The 17,399-nt window shown below is 51.1% G+C and carries 12 protein-coding genes; 3 read left to right on the forward strand and 9 right to left on the reverse strand.

Annotated features, from left to right (window positions below; translation table 11 throughout):
* Positions 1–22 precede the first annotated feature (22 nt).
* The 9 genes from lpxK to HV229_RS16420 form a co-directional block, all read right to left on the reverse strand.
* A complete protein-coding gene (gene lpxK / locus HV229_RS16380; RefSeq protein WP_016152450.1) occupies positions 23–1,000 on the reverse strand; it encodes a tetraacyldisaccharide 4'-kinase in 978 nt (325 codons plus the stop codon).
* On the reverse strand, positions 997–2,745 hold the full coding sequence (gene msbA, locus HV229_RS16385) for a lipid A ABC transporter ATP-binding protein/permease MsbA (RefSeq protein WP_046275669.1): 1,749 nt from the start codon (positions 2,743–2,745) through the stop codon (positions 997–999). The genes lpxK and msbA overlap by 4 nt, the downstream gene beginning before the upstream one ends.
* A 36-nt stretch (positions 2,746–2,781) precedes the next feature.
* Positions 2,782–5,046 carry a ComEC family protein gene (locus HV229_RS16390; RefSeq protein ID WP_181545922.1) on the reverse strand — a complete coding sequence of 755 codons (2,265 nt, stop codon included), beginning with the start codon at positions 5,044–5,046 and terminating at the stop codon, positions 2,782–2,784.
* Positions 5,047–5,252: 206 nt separating this feature from the next.
* On the reverse strand, positions 5,253–5,537 hold the full coding sequence (ihfB, locus tag HV229_RS16395; protein ID WP_003035780.1) for an integration host factor subunit beta: 285 nt from the start codon (positions 5,535–5,537) through the stop codon (positions 5,253–5,255).
* A gap of 160 nt (positions 5,538–5,697) precedes the next feature.
* Positions 5,698–7,371, reverse strand: coding sequence for a 30S ribosomal protein S1 (gene rpsA, locus HV229_RS16400; RefSeq protein WP_003035776.1), 1,674 nt, complete (start codon positions 7,369–7,371; stop codon positions 5,698–5,700).
* Positions 7,372–7,484: 113 nt separating this feature from the next.
* Positions 7,485–8,168: a (d)CMP kinase gene (gene cmk / locus HV229_RS16405; protein WP_016152447.1), complete on the reverse strand. Its 684-nt coding sequence runs from the start codon at positions 8,166–8,168 to the stop codon at positions 7,485–7,487.
* Positions 8,169–8,401: 233 nt separating this feature from the next.
* The gene (aroA, locus tag HV229_RS16410; RefSeq protein WP_142417747.1) at positions 8,402–9,685 is read right to left on the reverse strand and encodes a 3-phosphoshikimate 1-carboxyvinyltransferase; all 1,284 of its coding nucleotides are present in this window, start codon (positions 9,683–9,685) and stop codon (positions 8,402–8,404) included.
* A 67-nt stretch (positions 9,686–9,752) separates the two neighbouring features.
* On the reverse strand, positions 9,753–10,841 hold the full coding sequence (gene serC, locus HV229_RS16415) for a 3-phosphoserine/phosphohydroxythreonine transaminase (protein WP_016152445.1): 1,089 nt from the start codon (positions 10,839–10,841) through the stop codon (positions 9,753–9,755).
* Between the two features lie 212 nt (positions 10,842–11,053).
* Complete coding sequence (locus HV229_RS16420) at positions 11,054–11,746, reverse strand: DUF421 domain-containing protein (RefSeq protein ID WP_016156114.1); 693 nt, start codon at positions 11,744–11,746, stop codon at positions 11,054–11,056.
* Between the two features lie 136 nt (positions 11,747–11,882).
* On the opposite strand from HV229_RS16420, the gene ycaO reads away from it, so the two are divergent.
* From ycaO to pflB, 3 genes are all read left to right on the forward strand, one after another.
* Positions 11,883–13,643 (forward strand): 30S ribosomal protein S12 methylthiotransferase accessory factor YcaO, encoded by a 1,761-nt coding sequence (gene ycaO, locus HV229_RS16425; RefSeq protein WP_047414124.1) that lies wholly within the window; start codon positions 11,883–11,885, stop codon positions 13,641–13,643.
* A 404-nt stretch (positions 13,644–14,047) separates the two neighbouring features.
* Positions 14,048–14,905, forward strand: coding sequence for a formate transporter FocA (gene focA, locus HV229_RS16430; protein ID WP_003831909.1), 858 nt, complete (start codon positions 14,048–14,050; stop codon positions 14,903–14,905).
* Positions 14,906–14,964: 59 nt separating this feature from the next.
* The gene (gene pflB, locus HV229_RS16435; RefSeq protein ID WP_016152441.1) at positions 14,965–17,247 is read left to right on the forward strand and encodes a formate C-acetyltransferase; all 2,283 of its coding nucleotides are present in this window, start codon (positions 14,965–14,967) and stop codon (positions 17,245–17,247) included.
* Positions 17,248–17,399: the final 152 nt, after the last annotated feature.

A 17,399-nucleotide genomic window follows, 5' to 3' on the forward strand; every position in this document is an offset into this window, starting at 1 on the left:
TCGCTGCCGCAGCGTGAATCAGTTAGCGAGTCAGCGAGATTAAGCTATCCAGCAACATATCAGGCCGATCACCTGACAAATGAGCGTCAACAGGTAAATACCACCAGTTTTCATCGGCAAATGCACGGCACTTAACCGCATCTTTTTCCGTCATCACCAGCGTTTGCCCGGCGTCTGCAAACGCACTGACGTCACTGTAGGTCAGAGACTGATGGTCTGCCAGCGCAATACTTTTTTGCACGCTGGCACCGCATGCTTCCAGCGTGGCAAAAAAACGCGGTGGATGGCCAATGCCCGCCATGGCGACAATATTGGACAGCTGCGACACATCGCGGCGTTCACCCGTACGTAAATTAACGGCCAGCCCCGGTTCAAGTCGCATAGGGATTTCCCCTGGCTGCGCAACGCCACCGTTAACGATAGTCGCATCCACCGATTTAAGCCGGCCTGCGCGTTCCCGCATGGGACCCGCGGGAAGCCACCAGCCATTGCCAAACCGACGTTCTCCGTCAATAACCACGATTTCAACATCTCGCGCCAGACGGTAGTGCTGTAGCCCATCGTCCGTCACAATCATCTGCACATCGTGTTGGGCCAAAATGGCTTTGACTGCATCCGATCTTACCGGGGATACCGCTACGGGCACACCGGTACGTTGGGCGATCAGTACAGGTTCATCACCCGCTTCTGCCGTAGTGGTATCTGCGGTCAGTAACAGCGGGTAAGCAGCCGCTTTCCCGCCATAACCACGCGACACCACGCCCACGCGAATCCCACGTTGACGCAGTTGTTCAACCAGCCAAATCACCACGGGTGTTTTGCCATTGCCACCCGCGGTCAGGTTTCCGACCACCACAACCGGGACTGGTGCACGCCACGCGCGTTTAATCCCAAGCTTGTAACATAAGCGGATCCCCCCGCTCACCAGGCCATACAGCCAGGAGAGCGGGAGTAACAGTCGCCACAGCGGCGACTCACCAGACCAGATTCGAGCGATCATTGACCGAATTGCATTTTATGTAATTGTGCATACACCCCACGCTGCTCAATCAGCTCGCTATGGGTTCCACGCTCAACAATAATACCGTCTTCCACCACGATGATTTCATCCGCCTGTTCAATGGTAGAAAGGCGGTGAGCAATCACCAGGGAGGTACGGTTTTTCTGAAGCTCATCCAGAGCAGCCTGAATCGCGCGTTCAGACTCGGTATCGAGTGCCGACGTTGCTTCATCAAGGATCAGAATCGGACTGTCACGCAACAAGGCGCGGGCAATAGCGATACGCTGGCGCTGACCACCAGATAGCAGGACGCCGTTTTCGCCAATCACCGTATCCAGGCCATTGTCCATCTTATTGATGAAATCCATGGCGTAAGCCATTTTCGCCGCTTTTTCGATCTGCTCACGGCTGTACAAATCGGTACGCGCGTAGGCGATGTTGTTGGCAACCGTATCGTTAAACAGGTGCACATTCTGCGAAACCAACGCGACCTGATCGCGCAAGGATGCCAGGGTATATTCACGTAGATCGTGTCCGTCCATTAGAATCTGCCCTTCATCAATATCATAGAAGCGCGTGATCAAGCTGGCGATGGTGGATTTCCCTGAACCCGAACGGCCAACCAGGGCAACGGTTTTCCCCGCTGGAATATTCAGGTTGATGTTGCGCAGCGCAGGTACTTCACGTCCCGGATAGGTAAATGTCACGTTGCGGAACTCGAGATTGCCGGTAGCGCGTTCGATTTCGCGTGTACCTTCATCTTTTTCCTGCTCGCTATCCAGAATCGTAAATAAGGTCTGGCAGGCCGCCATACCGCGCTGGAACTGCGCGTTGACGTTGGTCAGCGATTTCAACGGACGCATCAGCGCGATCATTGAGGAGAAGACAACCGTAATTGTCCCTGCAGTCAGGTTTTCCATTACGCTTGGGAAGCTGGCTGCATACAACACGAAGGCCAGAGCCAGAGACGCAATCAGCTGGATGATAGGATCGGAGATAGAAGAGGCGGAAACCATCTTCATGCCCTGCAAACGCATCTTATTGCTGACTTTATCAAAGCGCTTAGTTTCGACTTCCTGACCACCAAAAATCAGAACTTCTTTGTGGCCTTTCAGCATCTGCTCAGCACTGGTCGTAACCTGACCCATGGTGTTTTGCATATTTTTACTGATGCTACGAAAGCGCTTGGAAACCACACGGATTGCCACTGATACAATCGGTGCCAGCACAATCAGGATCAATGACAGCTGCCAGCTGTAATAAAACATCATGATAAACAGGCCAATAATTGAGGCCCCTTCACGTACCACCGTGATCAGCGCGCCGGAGGACGATGACGCGACCTGCTCTGAATCATAGGTAATACGTGACAATAGCGTACCTGTAGACTGTTTATCAAAAAAGGAGACCGGCATGCCCATCATATGGCCAAACAGGCGGCGACGCATGGTCATGACCACTTTGCCTGATACCCATGAGATGCAGTAGCTGGAGACATAGCTGGTTAAGCCACGAACTATCATCAGTCCAATGACCACCAGCGGCATCCACAGCAGCACCGAGCGATCCGTTTTACCAAAACCATCATCCAGTAATGGCTTAAGGAGCGATAACATGAAGGTATCGCTGGCCGCGTTAAGGACTAACGCTATACCCGCCACGATCAGACCCGATTTAAAAGGCGCTATGGTTGGCCATAGTCGGCGAAACGTCTGCCACGTAGAGAGATCTTTATCGTTATGCATTCAAAAAACCAGCATTTGTTAGAATAGCCGCATATTCTACCCGTTATCCTCCGACACGCCAAACCACTGATGATACCAACGAGGTAAAATCTGATCCCGCAAGCTGTTTATTCGCCAGTTTTTTTGATAAAAATCCAGCGTAATCTGCCCCTGGTGTGGTGTATCCAGCCATTGATAATTTTGTTGCCGATAACGTTGCTTCACTTTCCTGGACGGGAGACGCCAGGCATTGTAACGGGATGCGGAGGCTAGCGCGGCCTGCCCGCCGACCCGCTGAATCAGCGCCTGCGATGATGAGGTATTGCTACCATGATGTGGAACCTGTATCACCGTAGACTGCAGATGCTGCCAGTAGTGACTTAGCATTTTTTGTTCAGCGGGAGACTCAATATCTCCGGTCAGCAGAATACTCTGATGCCCGTCATCGACCTTAACCACGCAGGAGTGGTTATTTCCCAGATCTTTATTTCCACGCACGGGCCAATGCGCACTAAAGGTTAACCCTTGCCATTGCCAGCGCTCCCCGCGTAAACACGGGAGATGCCCTTCCCAACCTAATGGGCTTCTTATCCATAGCGACGGCCAGGTTTGCTGCAGCGAGCGCAACCCGCCCCGGTGATCCATATGCTCGTGGCTTAAAATAACGCCTTCTGGCTCCAGGTTGTGCCAGCGTAACCAGGGAATAATCAGCTGTTGCGCGCTATCGCCTTCAGGCCATGCCAGACCGGTATCGTAAAGAATCGCTTTCCCATTGCGCACAATTACCATCGCCAGCCCCTGCCCGACGTCCAGCATATGCACTTGCCAGACATCAGTACGTGACGTTCGCCAGAACGGGGCGCTCAGTAAAAGGAGCACAGTGACGCAAACTACCGGTATAGTTCGCCACGCGTTCAGCCGATATGCGATGAACAGGAGTCCGGGTAAAAATGCAAGCCATTGCCAACGTGCATCAATATTGATCCACCCTTCAGGCAGGCTCCTGAGCCCCCAAAATAGTAGCGCGAGGGAGCGATCCGCTAAATACCATAGGTTCGACTCAACCATCGCCAGTCCGGTTAAATGCACGATCATGCCTGCTAATATCAACGGTACGGAAATAAACGTAACCAGCGGTACGGCAAACAAATTCGCCAGAAATGAGGTCAGGCTAAAACCGTGAAACATCGCGATTTGCACAGGCAGAAGCAGGAGCATAATTCCCAATTGCAAATGAGCAAGCGCCAGAAATTGGCGTCCAACGCGCGACAGCGGCCAATCCGGCATCGGAACCCATTGATACCAGAACAGCAGCGCCGCAACGGCAAAAGCAGACAACCACAGACTTTGTGAAAGAACGGCGACAGGATCCACCACCAGAATGGCTGCCAGACAGCAGATCCACACCGACCATCCACTCCACTGCCTGCCGCTGAGTTTTAGCCCTCCCCAGACCAGTAGCGCAACAACCGTACGTAATGCCGGGGGCTGTAGCCCCGTTAACCAGGCATAGAATGTTGCGCAGACGATCCCGCCAACTAACGGAACCTGCCAGCAAATCCATCTGGTTGGTATAAAAAATTGCCCCGCGCGAATTAATCCTGCTGCCAGAAGTGCGGCAAATGCAATATGCAGCCCGGAGATAGCCATCAAATGGGCCGTACCGGTATCACGCATAATGGTTTTCACCGCTTGTGACACGGACAAGCGCTCCCCCATTCCCAGGCCCAGTATAACCTGCTGCCAGGGATAGTCAGCGAGCGCGCTTTTCAACGAGGAGAGATACCGCGAACGCAAACTGCATTGTTGTGTGATAACCGAAGCCTGCAAAAATCTTCCCGTCAGCAGCTGGTGCTGCGCCAATGCGTAACGCTGGCTATCAAACCCGCCCTCGTTCAATTGACCGTGTATAGCACGAACCTTCAACGTCATCGCCCATGTCTGGCCCGCACAAACGTTGCCGGGTAGGTACTGCCCATACAGAGTAATTCCGATGGCAGGAAATACTCGCTTCCCCTGCAGATGCGTGATCTGGCCGTAGTGCGTTGTCATATTATCGGTTCCGGTTATCCGCACGATGGCCTGCTGGCTTTTTGCAGGCAGCGTATTACCGGCCCACAGCGCATCTTTCGCAGCCTGAACTCCCCAAAGAAAAAATAGCAGGGTTAATCCGGCGAAACGTACAGGGCTGTGAGAAATAAGACAGAGCAGAATTGCCAGACCAAATATAACGCCGATGCACAGCATGTCAGGTAACGCAGGTAATAGCATAAGCGGGAGAATGCCGAATAATGCACTCGTACTAACCGTTGTTATTTTCATCAGTCACCTCCCTGTAGCAGGAAGTGTGCAGTAATGTTCGACGGTTGTCTGGTGCAAATTTAGCGTTATACGGTATGCATTCCGCTAACATTTAGCGGCGCTTGTAACGTGCAAATTAACTGGGATGGGGATTCCAGGATGGGCTGGCAGAAATGAAAAAAGCACCCATGCGGGTGCTTTTCTCGGCGTTAAGTCTCGCTAAAAACTTAACCGTAAATATTGGCGCGATCGCGCAGTTCTTTACCTGGTTTAAAGTGCGGAACGTATTTTCCTTCCAGGTCCACTTTATCGCCGGTCTTCGGATTACGTCCGGTGCGCGGTGCGCGGTAATGCAAAGAGAAACTGCCGAAACCGCGGATTTCAATACGCTCGCCCTGCGCAAGAGTCGAGGCCATATGTTCCAGCATCTCTTTAACTGCATCTTCAACCGCTTTCGCGGGAATATGAGGTTGCTGGGTTGCAAGTCTTTCAATCAATTCTGACTTGGTCATGATTCCTCCGGTTCCTTAAAGGCATAATTAGCTGCTGCATTGATTAAGGGCGGCCTTAGCCGCCCTTTGTCATTGATTACAGGACGAATCCTGTAATCTGTCAAGCTACTCGTCACCCTTTGTGCTGTTAACAGCACAAAGGATTTGGGAGCACTCGATATTACTCGCCTTTAGCTGCTTTGAAAGCTTCAGCCATTGCGTTGTTAGAGAAGTTAGCATCTTCCTGTTTGTTAACAGTTGCGATTGCATCTTTCTCATCAGCTTCGTCTTTAGCACGAACAGACAGGCTGATTGCACGGTTCTTACGATCAACGCCGGTGAATTTAGCTTCAACGTCGTCGCCTACGCTCAGAACCAGAGTTGCATCTTCAACGCGGTCACGGGAAGCTTCAGAAGCGCGCAGGTAACCTTCAACGCCGTCAGCCAGTTCTACGGTTGCGCCTTTAGCATCAACTGCAGTGACTTTACCGTTTACGATTGCGCCTTTCTTGTTCAGTGCAACCCAGTTGTTGAACGGATCTTCTGCGAGCTGTTTAACGCCCAGAGAGATACGCTCACGCTCTGCGTCAACCTGCAGAACAACAGCTGCGATTTCGTCGCCTTTTTTGTATTCACGAACTGCTTCTTCGCCTGCAACGTTCCAGGAGATGTCAGACAGGTGAACCAGGCCGTCGATGCCGCCGTCCAGGCCGATGAAGATACCGAAGTCAGTGATAGACTTGATTTTACCTTCAACACGGTCGCCCTTGTTGTGGGTTTCCGCGAACTGCTGCCATGGGTTGTTTTTGCACTGCTTCAGACCCAGGGAGATACGACGACGTTCTTCGTCGATATCCAGAACCATAACTTCCACTACATCGCCAACGTTAACAACTTTGGACGGGTGGATGTTTTTGTTGGTCCAATCCATTTCGGAAACGTGAACCAGGCCTTCAACGCCTTCTTCGATTTCAACGAAGCAGCCGTAGTCGGTCAGGTTGGTCACGCGACCAGTCAGTTTGGTACCTTCCGGATAACGCTTAGCGATAGCTACCCATGGATCTTCGCCCAGCTGTTTCAGGCCCAGAGATACACGAGTACGCTCGCGGTCGAACTTCAGCACTTTAACAGTGATTTCGTCGCCAACGTTTACGATTTCGCTCGGATGCTTAACGCGTTTCCATGCCATGTCGGTGATGTGCAGCAGGCCGTCAACGCCACCCAGATCAACGAATGCACCGTAGTCAGTGAGGTTCTTAACGATACCTTTAACTTCCATGCCTTCCTGCAGGTTTTCCAACAGCTGATCGCGTTCTGCGCTGTTTTCGGATTCGATAACGGCACGACGGGAAACAACAACGTTGTTACGCTTCTGATCCAGCTTGATTACTTTGAATTCAAGCTCTTTGCCTTCCAGGTGCAGCGTGTCGCGGACCGGACGAACGTCTACCAGGGAACCCGGCAGGAACGCGCGAATACCATTCAGCTCAACAGTGAAGCCACCCTTGACTTTGCCATTGATAACACCAGTAACGGTTGCAGCTTCTTCGTAAGCTTTTTCCAGCGTGATCCAAGCTTCGTGACGTTTAGCTTTTTCACGGGACAGCAGGGTTTCACCGAAGCCGTCTTCTACTGCATCCAGAGCAACGTCAACTTCGTCACCAACCTGGATTTCCAACTCGCCCTGGGCGTTTTTGAACTGCTCTGCCGGAATGGCGGACTCAGATTTCAGACCAGCGTCAACCAGTACTACGTCTTTGTCGATAGCAACAACAACACCACGAACGATGGAACCCGGACGGGTTTCGATTTCTTTTAAGGATTCTTCAAACAGTTGAGCAAAAGATTCAGTCATGTTTAATCTTCAGGTTTCATATTTAACGTCCACCTGGCTCCATGCCGGATGGGGTTGTTTAACATACCCGCTGTCAATCCATTGCAACGGGGGTACTGCAAATTCGGTCGCACTTAAGCGAGTGCCAGTTTTTGGCGCGCGTATTGTAACGCTTTTTCAATCACTTGCTCAATGCTTAATCGGGTTGAATCCAAAACTAAAGCATCAGCAGCGGGAACCAGCGGCGCTACAGCACGGTTACGATCGCGGAAATCGCGTTCTTCGATCTCGGCCAAAAGGCGTTCAAAGTTAACACTAAAGCCCTTTTCCTGCAACTGTAGCATACGTCTATGCGCACGTTCTTGCGAGGAGGCGTCCAGGAAAATTTTCACTGGTGCATCCGGGAACACCACGGTCCCCATGTCTCGTCCGTCGGCAATCAGGCCGGGCGCTTCACGAAACGCGCGTTGACGACGTAACAGCGCTTCGCGTACGCGAGGAAACGCAGCGACCTGAGATGCGGCATTCGCTACTTCCTGGGTGCGGATTTCGCCGCTGACATCTTCACCTTCCAGAATGACTTCCAGGTTGCCGTCCGTTGAGATAAAACGCACATCCAGGTGTGAGGCAAGCGGTACCAGAGCATCTTCAGATGTGACATCAACATGGTGATGCAACGCTGCGAGCGCCAGTACGCGGTAGATCGCGCCTGAATCTAACAGATGCCATTGCAATGCTTCCGCCATTGCCTTGCACAAGGTGCCTTTTCCTGCACCACTTGGGCCATCAATGGTAATAACCGGGGCAATTGCCGTCATCTTTTTCTCCTTAAACGGGCATACGTTAACGTGAACGCCGCGCATTATACGCGCCAACGCTAATAATCGTTAACACAGAGTGTAAAAACCCGATTAGTCTGTAACGATATGAGGAAGAATTGCGCAATTATAGCGGGCTGGCGAGAAACCAGCCCGGAAGATGACACTGATTTACTTTTTATCTGCAGTGATTCGCTCACGAATATGCGGAGCGCGATCGTCAGATGTGAGGATCAGGCAGGTGTACTAATACGCGCCAGCTGTTCGAAATAATCCGGGAAGGTTTTGGCGGTACATTTAGGGTCCAGAATGGTCACCGGCGTGTCAGACAACGCCACCAGCGAGAAACACATCGCCATGCGGTGATCGTTGTAGGTCGCGATCTCCGCAAACTGTAACGTCGCCGGTGGTGTAACGCGAATATAGTCTTCGCCCTCTTCAACGATCGCGCCCACTTTACGCAACTCGGTCGCCATCGCGAACAGGCGGTCGGTCTCTTTGACGCGCCAGTTATAGATGTTACGTAAAGTCGTGGTGCCTTTAGCGAACAGCGCTGCCGTGGCTATGGTCATCGCCGCATCGGGAATATGGTTCATATCCATGTCTACCGCGTTCAGCTCACCGTGAGTACAGGCAATAAAGTCATCGCCCCAGGTAATGGTCGCGCCCATTTTTTCCAGCACATCAGCGAAGCGGATATCACCCTGCATACTGTTGCGGCCAATCCCGGTGACTTTTACCGTACCGCCTTTAATGGCTCCCGCTGCGAGAAAATAGGAAGCGGAAGAAGCATCGCCTTCAACCAGATATGCACCCGGTGACTGATACTGCTGCTGACCCTGCACAATAAAGCGCTGGTAGTTCTGATTCTCAATTTCAACACCAAACGTTTTCATCAGGTTCAGTGTGATATCAATGTAAGGTTTGGATACCAGCTCGCCTTTAATGGCGATCGTCGTATCCTGCGGCGCCAGTGGCGCAGTCATCAGCAGCGCAGTCAGGAACTGGCTGGATACGCTGCCGTCTACCTCAACCTGTCCCCCGGTAAAGCCACCGCGCAGACGTAAAGGCGGATAGTTTTCCTGCTCCAGGTATTCAATGTTGGCTCCGCCCTGGCGTAACGCATCAACCAGATGGCCAATCGGGCGCTCTTTCATGCGCGGCTCGCCTGTCAACACGATGTCATTACTGCCCAGACACAGCGCAGCGGCCAGTGGGCGCATTGCGGTTCCGGCATTGCCAAGGAACAGTTCTACTGCGCCTTCGGCATGCAGCGCGCCGCCATTGCCGATAATCTCGCAACGCGTACGGTCGGCAGAAAGGGTATAGCTAATTCCTAACGCATTCAGAGCATTAAGCATATGGCGGACATCATCGCTGTCCAGCAGGTTGGTCAGGACAGTGGTGCCATTTGCTAATGCAGCCAGCAGCAAAGCGCGGTTAGAAACACTTTTGGATCCAGGCAGATTGATGGTGCCATCCACCCGCGCAATGGGTTGTAACGTCAGGGATTCCATGAAACTCGACTCTCAAAAACAGACATAAAAACCCACAGACTGGCTGTGGGGATGAAAATACAGCAGATTAACCGCGGCGGCGCTCGAAATCGACCATGAAATCGGTCAGCGCTTTTACACCTTCTAGCGGCATTGCATTGTAGATGGACGCGCGCATACCACCGACCACACGGTGCCCTTTCAACGCGTGCAGACCCGCAGCGAAAGACTCTTCCAGGAAGAGTTTATCCAGTGCGCTGTCAGCAAGCTGGAACGGTACGTTCATGCGTGAACGGTTCGATTTTGCCACGTCGTTACGGTAGAAATCGCTGTTATCGATTACGCCGTACAGCAGTTCCGCTTTTTGCTGGTTAATTTTATCCATCGCGTTAACACCGCCCTGCTCTTTCAGCCATTTAAAGACCAGGCCAGACAGATACCAGGCAAAGGTTGGCGGCGTATTGAACATGGAGTCGTTGTCATTCAGCACGGTATAGTCGAGGATTGACGGGCATGACACATGAGCCTTACCCAGCAAATCTTCACGTACGATGACAATGGTCAGCCCGGCCGGGCCGATGTTTTTCTGCGCCCCGGCATAAATTACGCCATAACGGCTCACGTCAAGCGGTGCAGAAAGAATGGTAGAGGACAGATCCGCCGTAACCACCACATTGCTGGCAAAATTCGGCGTTTCATCGATCGCAATGCCATCAATGGTTTCATTCGGGCAATAGTGCAAATACGCCGCGTTGTCAGAAAGCTGCCATTCGCTCATTGGCTTAACAGCACGCAGTCCGTCAACGGTGACTTTGGCGTCGATAACGTTTGGCGTACAGTATTTTTTCGCTTCTTTAATTGCGCTGGCGGCCCAATAACCGGCATCAACGTAATCCGCCGTGGTTTTGTCACCCAGAATATTTAACGGGATACCCGCAAACTGCCCGCGCCCACCGCCATGGCAGAACAACACTTTATAGTTGGAGGGGATGCTGAGAAGATCGCGAAAATCCTGCTCCGCTTCCTCTGCGACCTGGATGAATTCTTTGCCACGGTGGCTAATTTCCATCACCGACGTGCCAAGACCGTTCCAGTCGCGAAGATCCTGTTGAGCCAGTTTAAGTACTTCTGCCGGTAACATTGCCGGACCTGAACTAAAATTGAAGACCTGAGCCATTTCCCCTCACCACGTTGTGTTGTTGTCCAATCAACATCCTGTCATTGGCGATAATCCGGTGACAGACATTGGTATAAGTTATTCCTGTGGATATCGGTTTTATCATTCAGTGACACGCGCCGCAATGGGTAAAACTGGCTAGGGTAAAAATGTGTCATTGGTCACACAACAGAATCTATCGGATTGACGGGTAAAAACCGAGATTTTCGCTGTCAGGTGACCCGTTTTGCGCGACTGGCCTTCGACCATTCTGGATTTGCACAGCGTGGACATAATTGATGATCTCCGGCGTTCATTTGCACCACTTCACTACACCGTATACATGCATAGTCCCCAGCTTCAGGTATCACTTTAAATCGCTGTGTACAGCGTTTAGGCAAAATACTGAGCCCCGGCTTTACGTCTTCATCGGCAAAGAAATAGACGCTGATTTGCCCATTTGTCTCCAGGATGGCCAGTCTCACCTGTCCCAATTGCTCCACGCCGTTCAAACGCAATTCCATAAAGAATTCGAATTCCGTCATATTGGCGCTATTGAGCTTCGACCATGCCAGCTCGCCGTCCTCAATGATCACAACGGGCTTGCCCTCCAGCAAATCCTCCATTTTCTCGCTATGCGCCATCAGCCACATAACCAGCCGATACAGCACAGCAAGCGTAATAAAGACCACCAGCACCGGCAGCATCGGGACATCATCATAAAATGCCACGTCTCCCGCCGCGGACCCCAGCGTAAGGATAATCAGCACTTCAAAAAGCGACATCTGGCGTACGCCGCGACGTCCGGTGATTTTTAAAAACAGAAAAACCAATATAAAGGTATAGAGGCTGCGCAGAGCAACTTCTCCCAGAAAATCCATGGGCACCTTATCCAGTACCATTCGGTGTAAATCGAAAGCTTTCATTATTATGCTCTAAACGTGGTTGGCTGTAGGAAAGCATAGCTAATACTTTTATTTACGTCTGAACTCCGGCGACGATAGCGCCATTCATTTAAAACCCGTATCATTGCGCGCTTTCCGTACGACAAAAGTGATTTTCATGACGCAAACATTTATCCCCGGCAAAGATGCCGCTCTGGAAGACTCCATCGCTCGCTTCCAGCAAAAATTGCTCGACCTTGGTTTTCAAATTGAAGAAGCCTCGTGGTTGAATCCCGTCCCTAACGTCTGGTCTGTACATATTCGCGACAAAGAATGCGCGCTGTGCTTCACCAACGGTAAAGGCGCGACGAAAAAAGCGGCGCTGGCTTCCGCGCTGGGCGAATATTTTGAGCGTCTGTCGACTAACTATTTCTTTGCGGATTTCTGGCTGGGTGAAACCATCGCCAACGGCCCATTCGTGCATTATCCGAACGAAAAATGGTTCCCGTTGACTGAAGAAGACGACGTACCAGAAGGTCTGCTGGATGCTCGTCTGCGTGCGTTTTACGATCCAGACAACGAACTGACTGGCAGCATGCTTATCGATCTGCAATCCGGTAATGAAGAACGTGGGGTCTGCGGCCTACCGTTTACCCGTCAGTCGGATAACCAGACCGTCTATATTCCGATGAATATTATTGGCAACCTGTACGTTTCTAACGGCATGTCTGCGGGTAACACCCGTAACGAAGCGCGCGTTCAGGGCCTGTCTGAAGTCTTTGAGCGTCATGTGAAGAACCGTATTATTGCGGAAAGCATCAGCCTGCCGGAAATCCCGGCCGAAGTCATGGCGCGCTACCCGGCAGTGGTGGAGTCCATCGCCAAACTGGAAGCGGAAGGTTTCCCAATTTTCGCCTACGATGGCTCGCTGGGCGGCAAGTATCCGGTGATTTGCGTTGTCCTGTTCAACCCGGCCAATGGTACCTGCTTTGCCTCCTTCGGTGCGCACCCGGATTTCGGCGTTGCGCTGGAGCGTACCGTCACTGAACTGCTACAAGGCCGTGGTCTGAAAGATCTTGATGTCTTCACCCCACCGACCTTTGACGACGAAGAAGTGGCTGAACATACTAACCTTGAAACCCACTTCATCGATTCCAGCGGCCTGATCTCCTGGGATCTGTTCAAGCAGGATGCTGACTATCCGTTCGTTGACTGGAATTTCTCCGGTACCACCGAAGAAGAGTTCGCCACCCTGATGGCCATCTTCAATGCTGAAGATAAAGAAGTGTATATCGCCGACTACGAGCACCTGAGCGTTTACGCGTGCCGCATTATTGTTCCGGGAATGTCTGACATCTATCCGGCTGAAGATCTGTGGTTAGCCAACAACGCCATGGGCGCCCATCTGCGTGACACTATTCTCTCGCTTCCGGGCAGTGAATGGGATAAAGAAGACTATCTCAATCTGATCGAACAACTGGATGAAGAAGGCTTTGACGACTTCACCCGCGTACGCGAGCTGCTCGGTCTGGCAACCGGTGCGGATAACGGTTGGTACACCCTGCGCATTGGCGAGCTTAAAGTGATGCTGGCGCTGGCCGGCGGCGACCTGGAGCAGGCGCTGGTCTGGACAGAATGGACGATGGAATTCAACGCCTCTGTCTTTAGCGCTGAACGTGCCAACTACTACCGCTGTCTGCAAACGCTGCTGCTGCTATCTCAGGAAGAAGATCGTCAGCCGCTACAATATCTGAACGCGTTTGTGCGCATGTACGGTGCCGAGGCGGTTGAAGCCGCAAGTGCAGCATTAAGTGGCGAAGCGCCGTTCTACGGGCTTCAAACTGTTGATAGCGATCTGCAGGCTTTCCCGGCGCATCAGTCTCTGCTGAAAGCTTACGAAAAACTGCAGCGCGCGAAAGCAGCACATTGGTCAAAATAGTGACAATCAGCCTGCGCTGAGTAGGCTAAAGGTATTGTCTGGGCTATATTACGGGGCGCTTAATGCGCCCTGTTTTTTATTTTGGTCAAATCAAAAAATAAATGTAAAAACAAGGTTAAATATTAGTAGTTGATATTAAGAAAATTAGCTTATTAATGTGGTTTTTTATCTCAATTACTCCATTTTAATTAACCGCCCCAGAGGAGACAGAAAGAAAAAATTCAACTCACTTTATAATTTTTAAAATTTATTTTTATTTGGATAATCAACAAGTTACACCGTAATCGCATAAAAACCATGCGCCTTACGGGCCTATAAGCCAGGCGAGATATGATCTATATCAAATTCTCATCTATAATGCTTTGTTAGTATCTCGTCGCCGACTTAATAAAGAGAGAGTTAGTGTGAAAGCTGACAACCCTTTTGATCTTATTCTTCCTGCTGCAATGGCCAAAGTTGCCGAAGAAGCAGGCGTCTATAAAGCAACGAAACATCCGCTTAAGACGTTCTATCTGGCAATTACTGCCGGTGTATTCATTTCAATTGCCTTTGTTTTCTATATCACCGCCACAACCGGTACCGGCACAATGCCTTTCGGCATGGCGAAGCTAGTAGGTGGTATCTGCTTTTCCCTGGGGCTGATTCTCTGCGTTGTCTGCGGTGCAGACCTCTTCACCTCAACCGTACTGATTGTCGTAGCGAAAGCCAGTGGTCGCATCACCTGGGGCCAATTGGCTAAAAACTGGCTTAACGTTTATGTCGGCAACCTGATTGGCGCCCTGATCTTCGTGTTACTCATGTGGCTTTCTGGCGAGTATATGACCGCTAACGGCGCGTGGGGTCTCAACGTCCTGCAAACAGCCGACCACAAAGTGCACCATACTTTTGTTGAGGCGGTAAGTCTTGGCATCCTGGCGAACCTGATGGTGTGTCTGGCAGTATGGATGAGCTATTCGGGTCGCAGCCTGATGGACAAAGCGTTTATCATGGTATTACCGGTCGCAATGTTTGTTGCCAGCGGTTTTGAGCACAGTATCGCAAACATGTTTATGATCCCTATGGGTATTGTAATTCGCGATTTCGCCACCCCGGAATTCTGGACCGCTGTTGGGTCTTCTCCGGAGAATTTTTCTCACCTGACCGTGATGAATTTCATCACCGATAACCTGATTCCGGTTACGATCGGCAACATTATCGGCGGCGGTTTGTTGGTCGGGTTGACATACTGGGTCATTTATCTGCGTGGTAACGATCATCATTAATCTGATGATGCCCATTACACGCAGTAAATAAAAAATCCACTTAAGAAGGTAGGTGTTACATGTCCGAGCTTAATGAAAAGTTAGCCACAGCCTGGGAAGGTTTTACCAAAGGTGATTGGCAGAATGAAGTAAACGTCCGTGACTTCATTCAGAAAAACTACACTCCGTATGAGGGTGACGAGTCCTTCCTGGCTGGCGCAACTGATGCGACCACTGCACTGTGGGACAGCGTGATGGAAGGCGTTAAACAGGAAAACCGCACTCACGCGCCTGTTGACTTTGACACCTCCGTTGCTTCTACCATCACTTCTCACGACGCTGGCTACATCAACAAAGCGCTCGAGAAAATTGTTGGTCTGCAGACTGAAGCTCCGCTGAAACGTGCGATCATTCCGTTTGGCGGCATCAAAATGGTTGAAGGTTCCTGCAAAGCGTACAATCGCGAACTGGACCCGATGCTGAAAAAAATCTTCACCGAATACCGCAAAACCCACAACCAGGGCGTATTCGATGTTTACACCAAAGACATTCTGAACTGCCGTAAATCCGGTGTTCTGACTGGTCTGCCAGATGCCTATGGCCGTGGCCGTATCATCGGTGACTACCGTCGCGTTGCGCTGTACGGTATCGACTACCTGATGAAAGACAAATACGCTCAGTTCGTCTCTCTGCAGTCCGATCTGGAAAACGGCGTAAACCTGGAAGCCACTATCCGTCTGCGTGAAGAAATTGCTGAACAGCACCGCGCACTGGGTCAAATCAAAGAAATGGCTGCTAAATATGGCTGCGATATCTCTGGTCCGGCAACCAACGCTCAGGAAGCTATCCAGTGGACTTACTTCGGCTACCTGGCCGCGGTTAAATCTCAGAACGGCGCAGCAATGTCCTTCGGTCGCGTATCCACCTTCCTGGATGCCTACATCGAACGTGATATCAAAGCAGGCAAAATCACCGAGCAAGACGCTCAGGAAATGATTGACCACCTGGTCATGAAACTGCGTATGGTTCGTTTCCTGCGTACCCCTGAATATGATGAACTGTTCTCCGGTGACCCGATTTGGGCAACTGAATCTATCGGTGGTATGGGCGTTGATGGCCGTACTCTGGTTACCAAAAACAGCTTCCGCTTCCTGAACACCCTGTACACCATGGGTCCTTCTCCGGAGCCGAACATCACCGTTCTGTGGTCTGAAAAACTGCCTCTGAACTTCAAGAAATTCGCCGCTAAAGTGTCCATCGACACCTCTTCTCTGCAGTACGAGAACGATGACCTGATGCGTCCGGACTTCAACAACGACGACTACGCTATCGCTTGCTGCGTAAGCCCGATGGTTGTTGGTAAACAAATGCAGTTCTTCGGTGCGCGTGCAAACCTGGCGAAAACCATGCTGTACGCAATCAACGGCGGCGTTGATGAAAAACTGAAAATGCAGGTTGGTCCTAAATCTGAACCGATCAAAGGCGACGTTCTGAACTTCGACGAAGTTATGGAGCGCATGGATCACTTCATGGACTGGCTGGCTAAACAGTACGTCACTGCACTGAACGTTATCCACTACATGCACGACAAGTACAGCTACGAAGCCTCTCTGATGGCGCTGCACGACCGTGACGTTATCCGCACCATGGCGTGTGGTATCGCTGGTCTGTCCGTTGCTGCTGACTCCCTGTCTGCAATCAAATATGCGAAAGTTAAACCGATTCGTGACGAAGACGGTCTGGCTGTCGACTTCGAAATCGAAGGCGAATACCCGCAGTTTGGTAACAACGACTCTCGCGTTGATGACATGGCGGTTGACCTGGTAGAACGTTTCATGAAGAAAATTCAGAAACTGACTACTTATCGTAACGCTATCCCGACTCAGTCTGTTCTGACCATCACCTCTAACGTGGTTTATGGTAAGAAAACCGGTAACACCCCAGATGGTCGTCGTGCTGGCGCGCCGTTCGGACCGGGTGCTAACCCAATGCACGGTCGTGACCAGAAAGGTGCTGTTGCCTCTCTGACCTCCGTTGCTAAACTGCCGTTTGCTTACGCTAAAGATGGTATCTCTTACACCTTCTCTATCGTTCCGAACGCGCTGGGTAAAGACGACGAAGTTCGTAAGACCAACCTGGCTGGTCTGATGGATGGTTACTTCCACCACGAAGCGTCCATCGAAGGTGGTCAGCACCTGAACGTGAACGTCATGAACCGTGAAATGCTGCTGGATGCGATGGAACATCCGGAAAAATATCCGCAGCTGACCATCCGTGTTTCTGGCTACGCAGTACGTTTTAACTCCCTGACTAAAGAACAGCAGCAGGACGTTATTACTCGTACCTTCACTCAGACCATGTAATTGGTTTTGACTGAAATCGTACTTTAAAAAGCGTACAATAAAGGCTCCACGTAAGTGGGGCCTTTTTAATAGCCTGCTTTGTCAGCTATCTATACTTATGGATAGCAGCCAAAACAGACTCGACACAGTTAATAACTGTGCACTAACACTGG

Origin of the sequence: Citrobacter sp. RHBSTW-00524, from assembly GCF_013747755.1 — a bacterium.
Classification (GTDB): Bacteria; Pseudomonadota; Gammaproteobacteria; order Enterobacterales; family Enterobacteriaceae; genus Citrobacter; species Citrobacter braakii.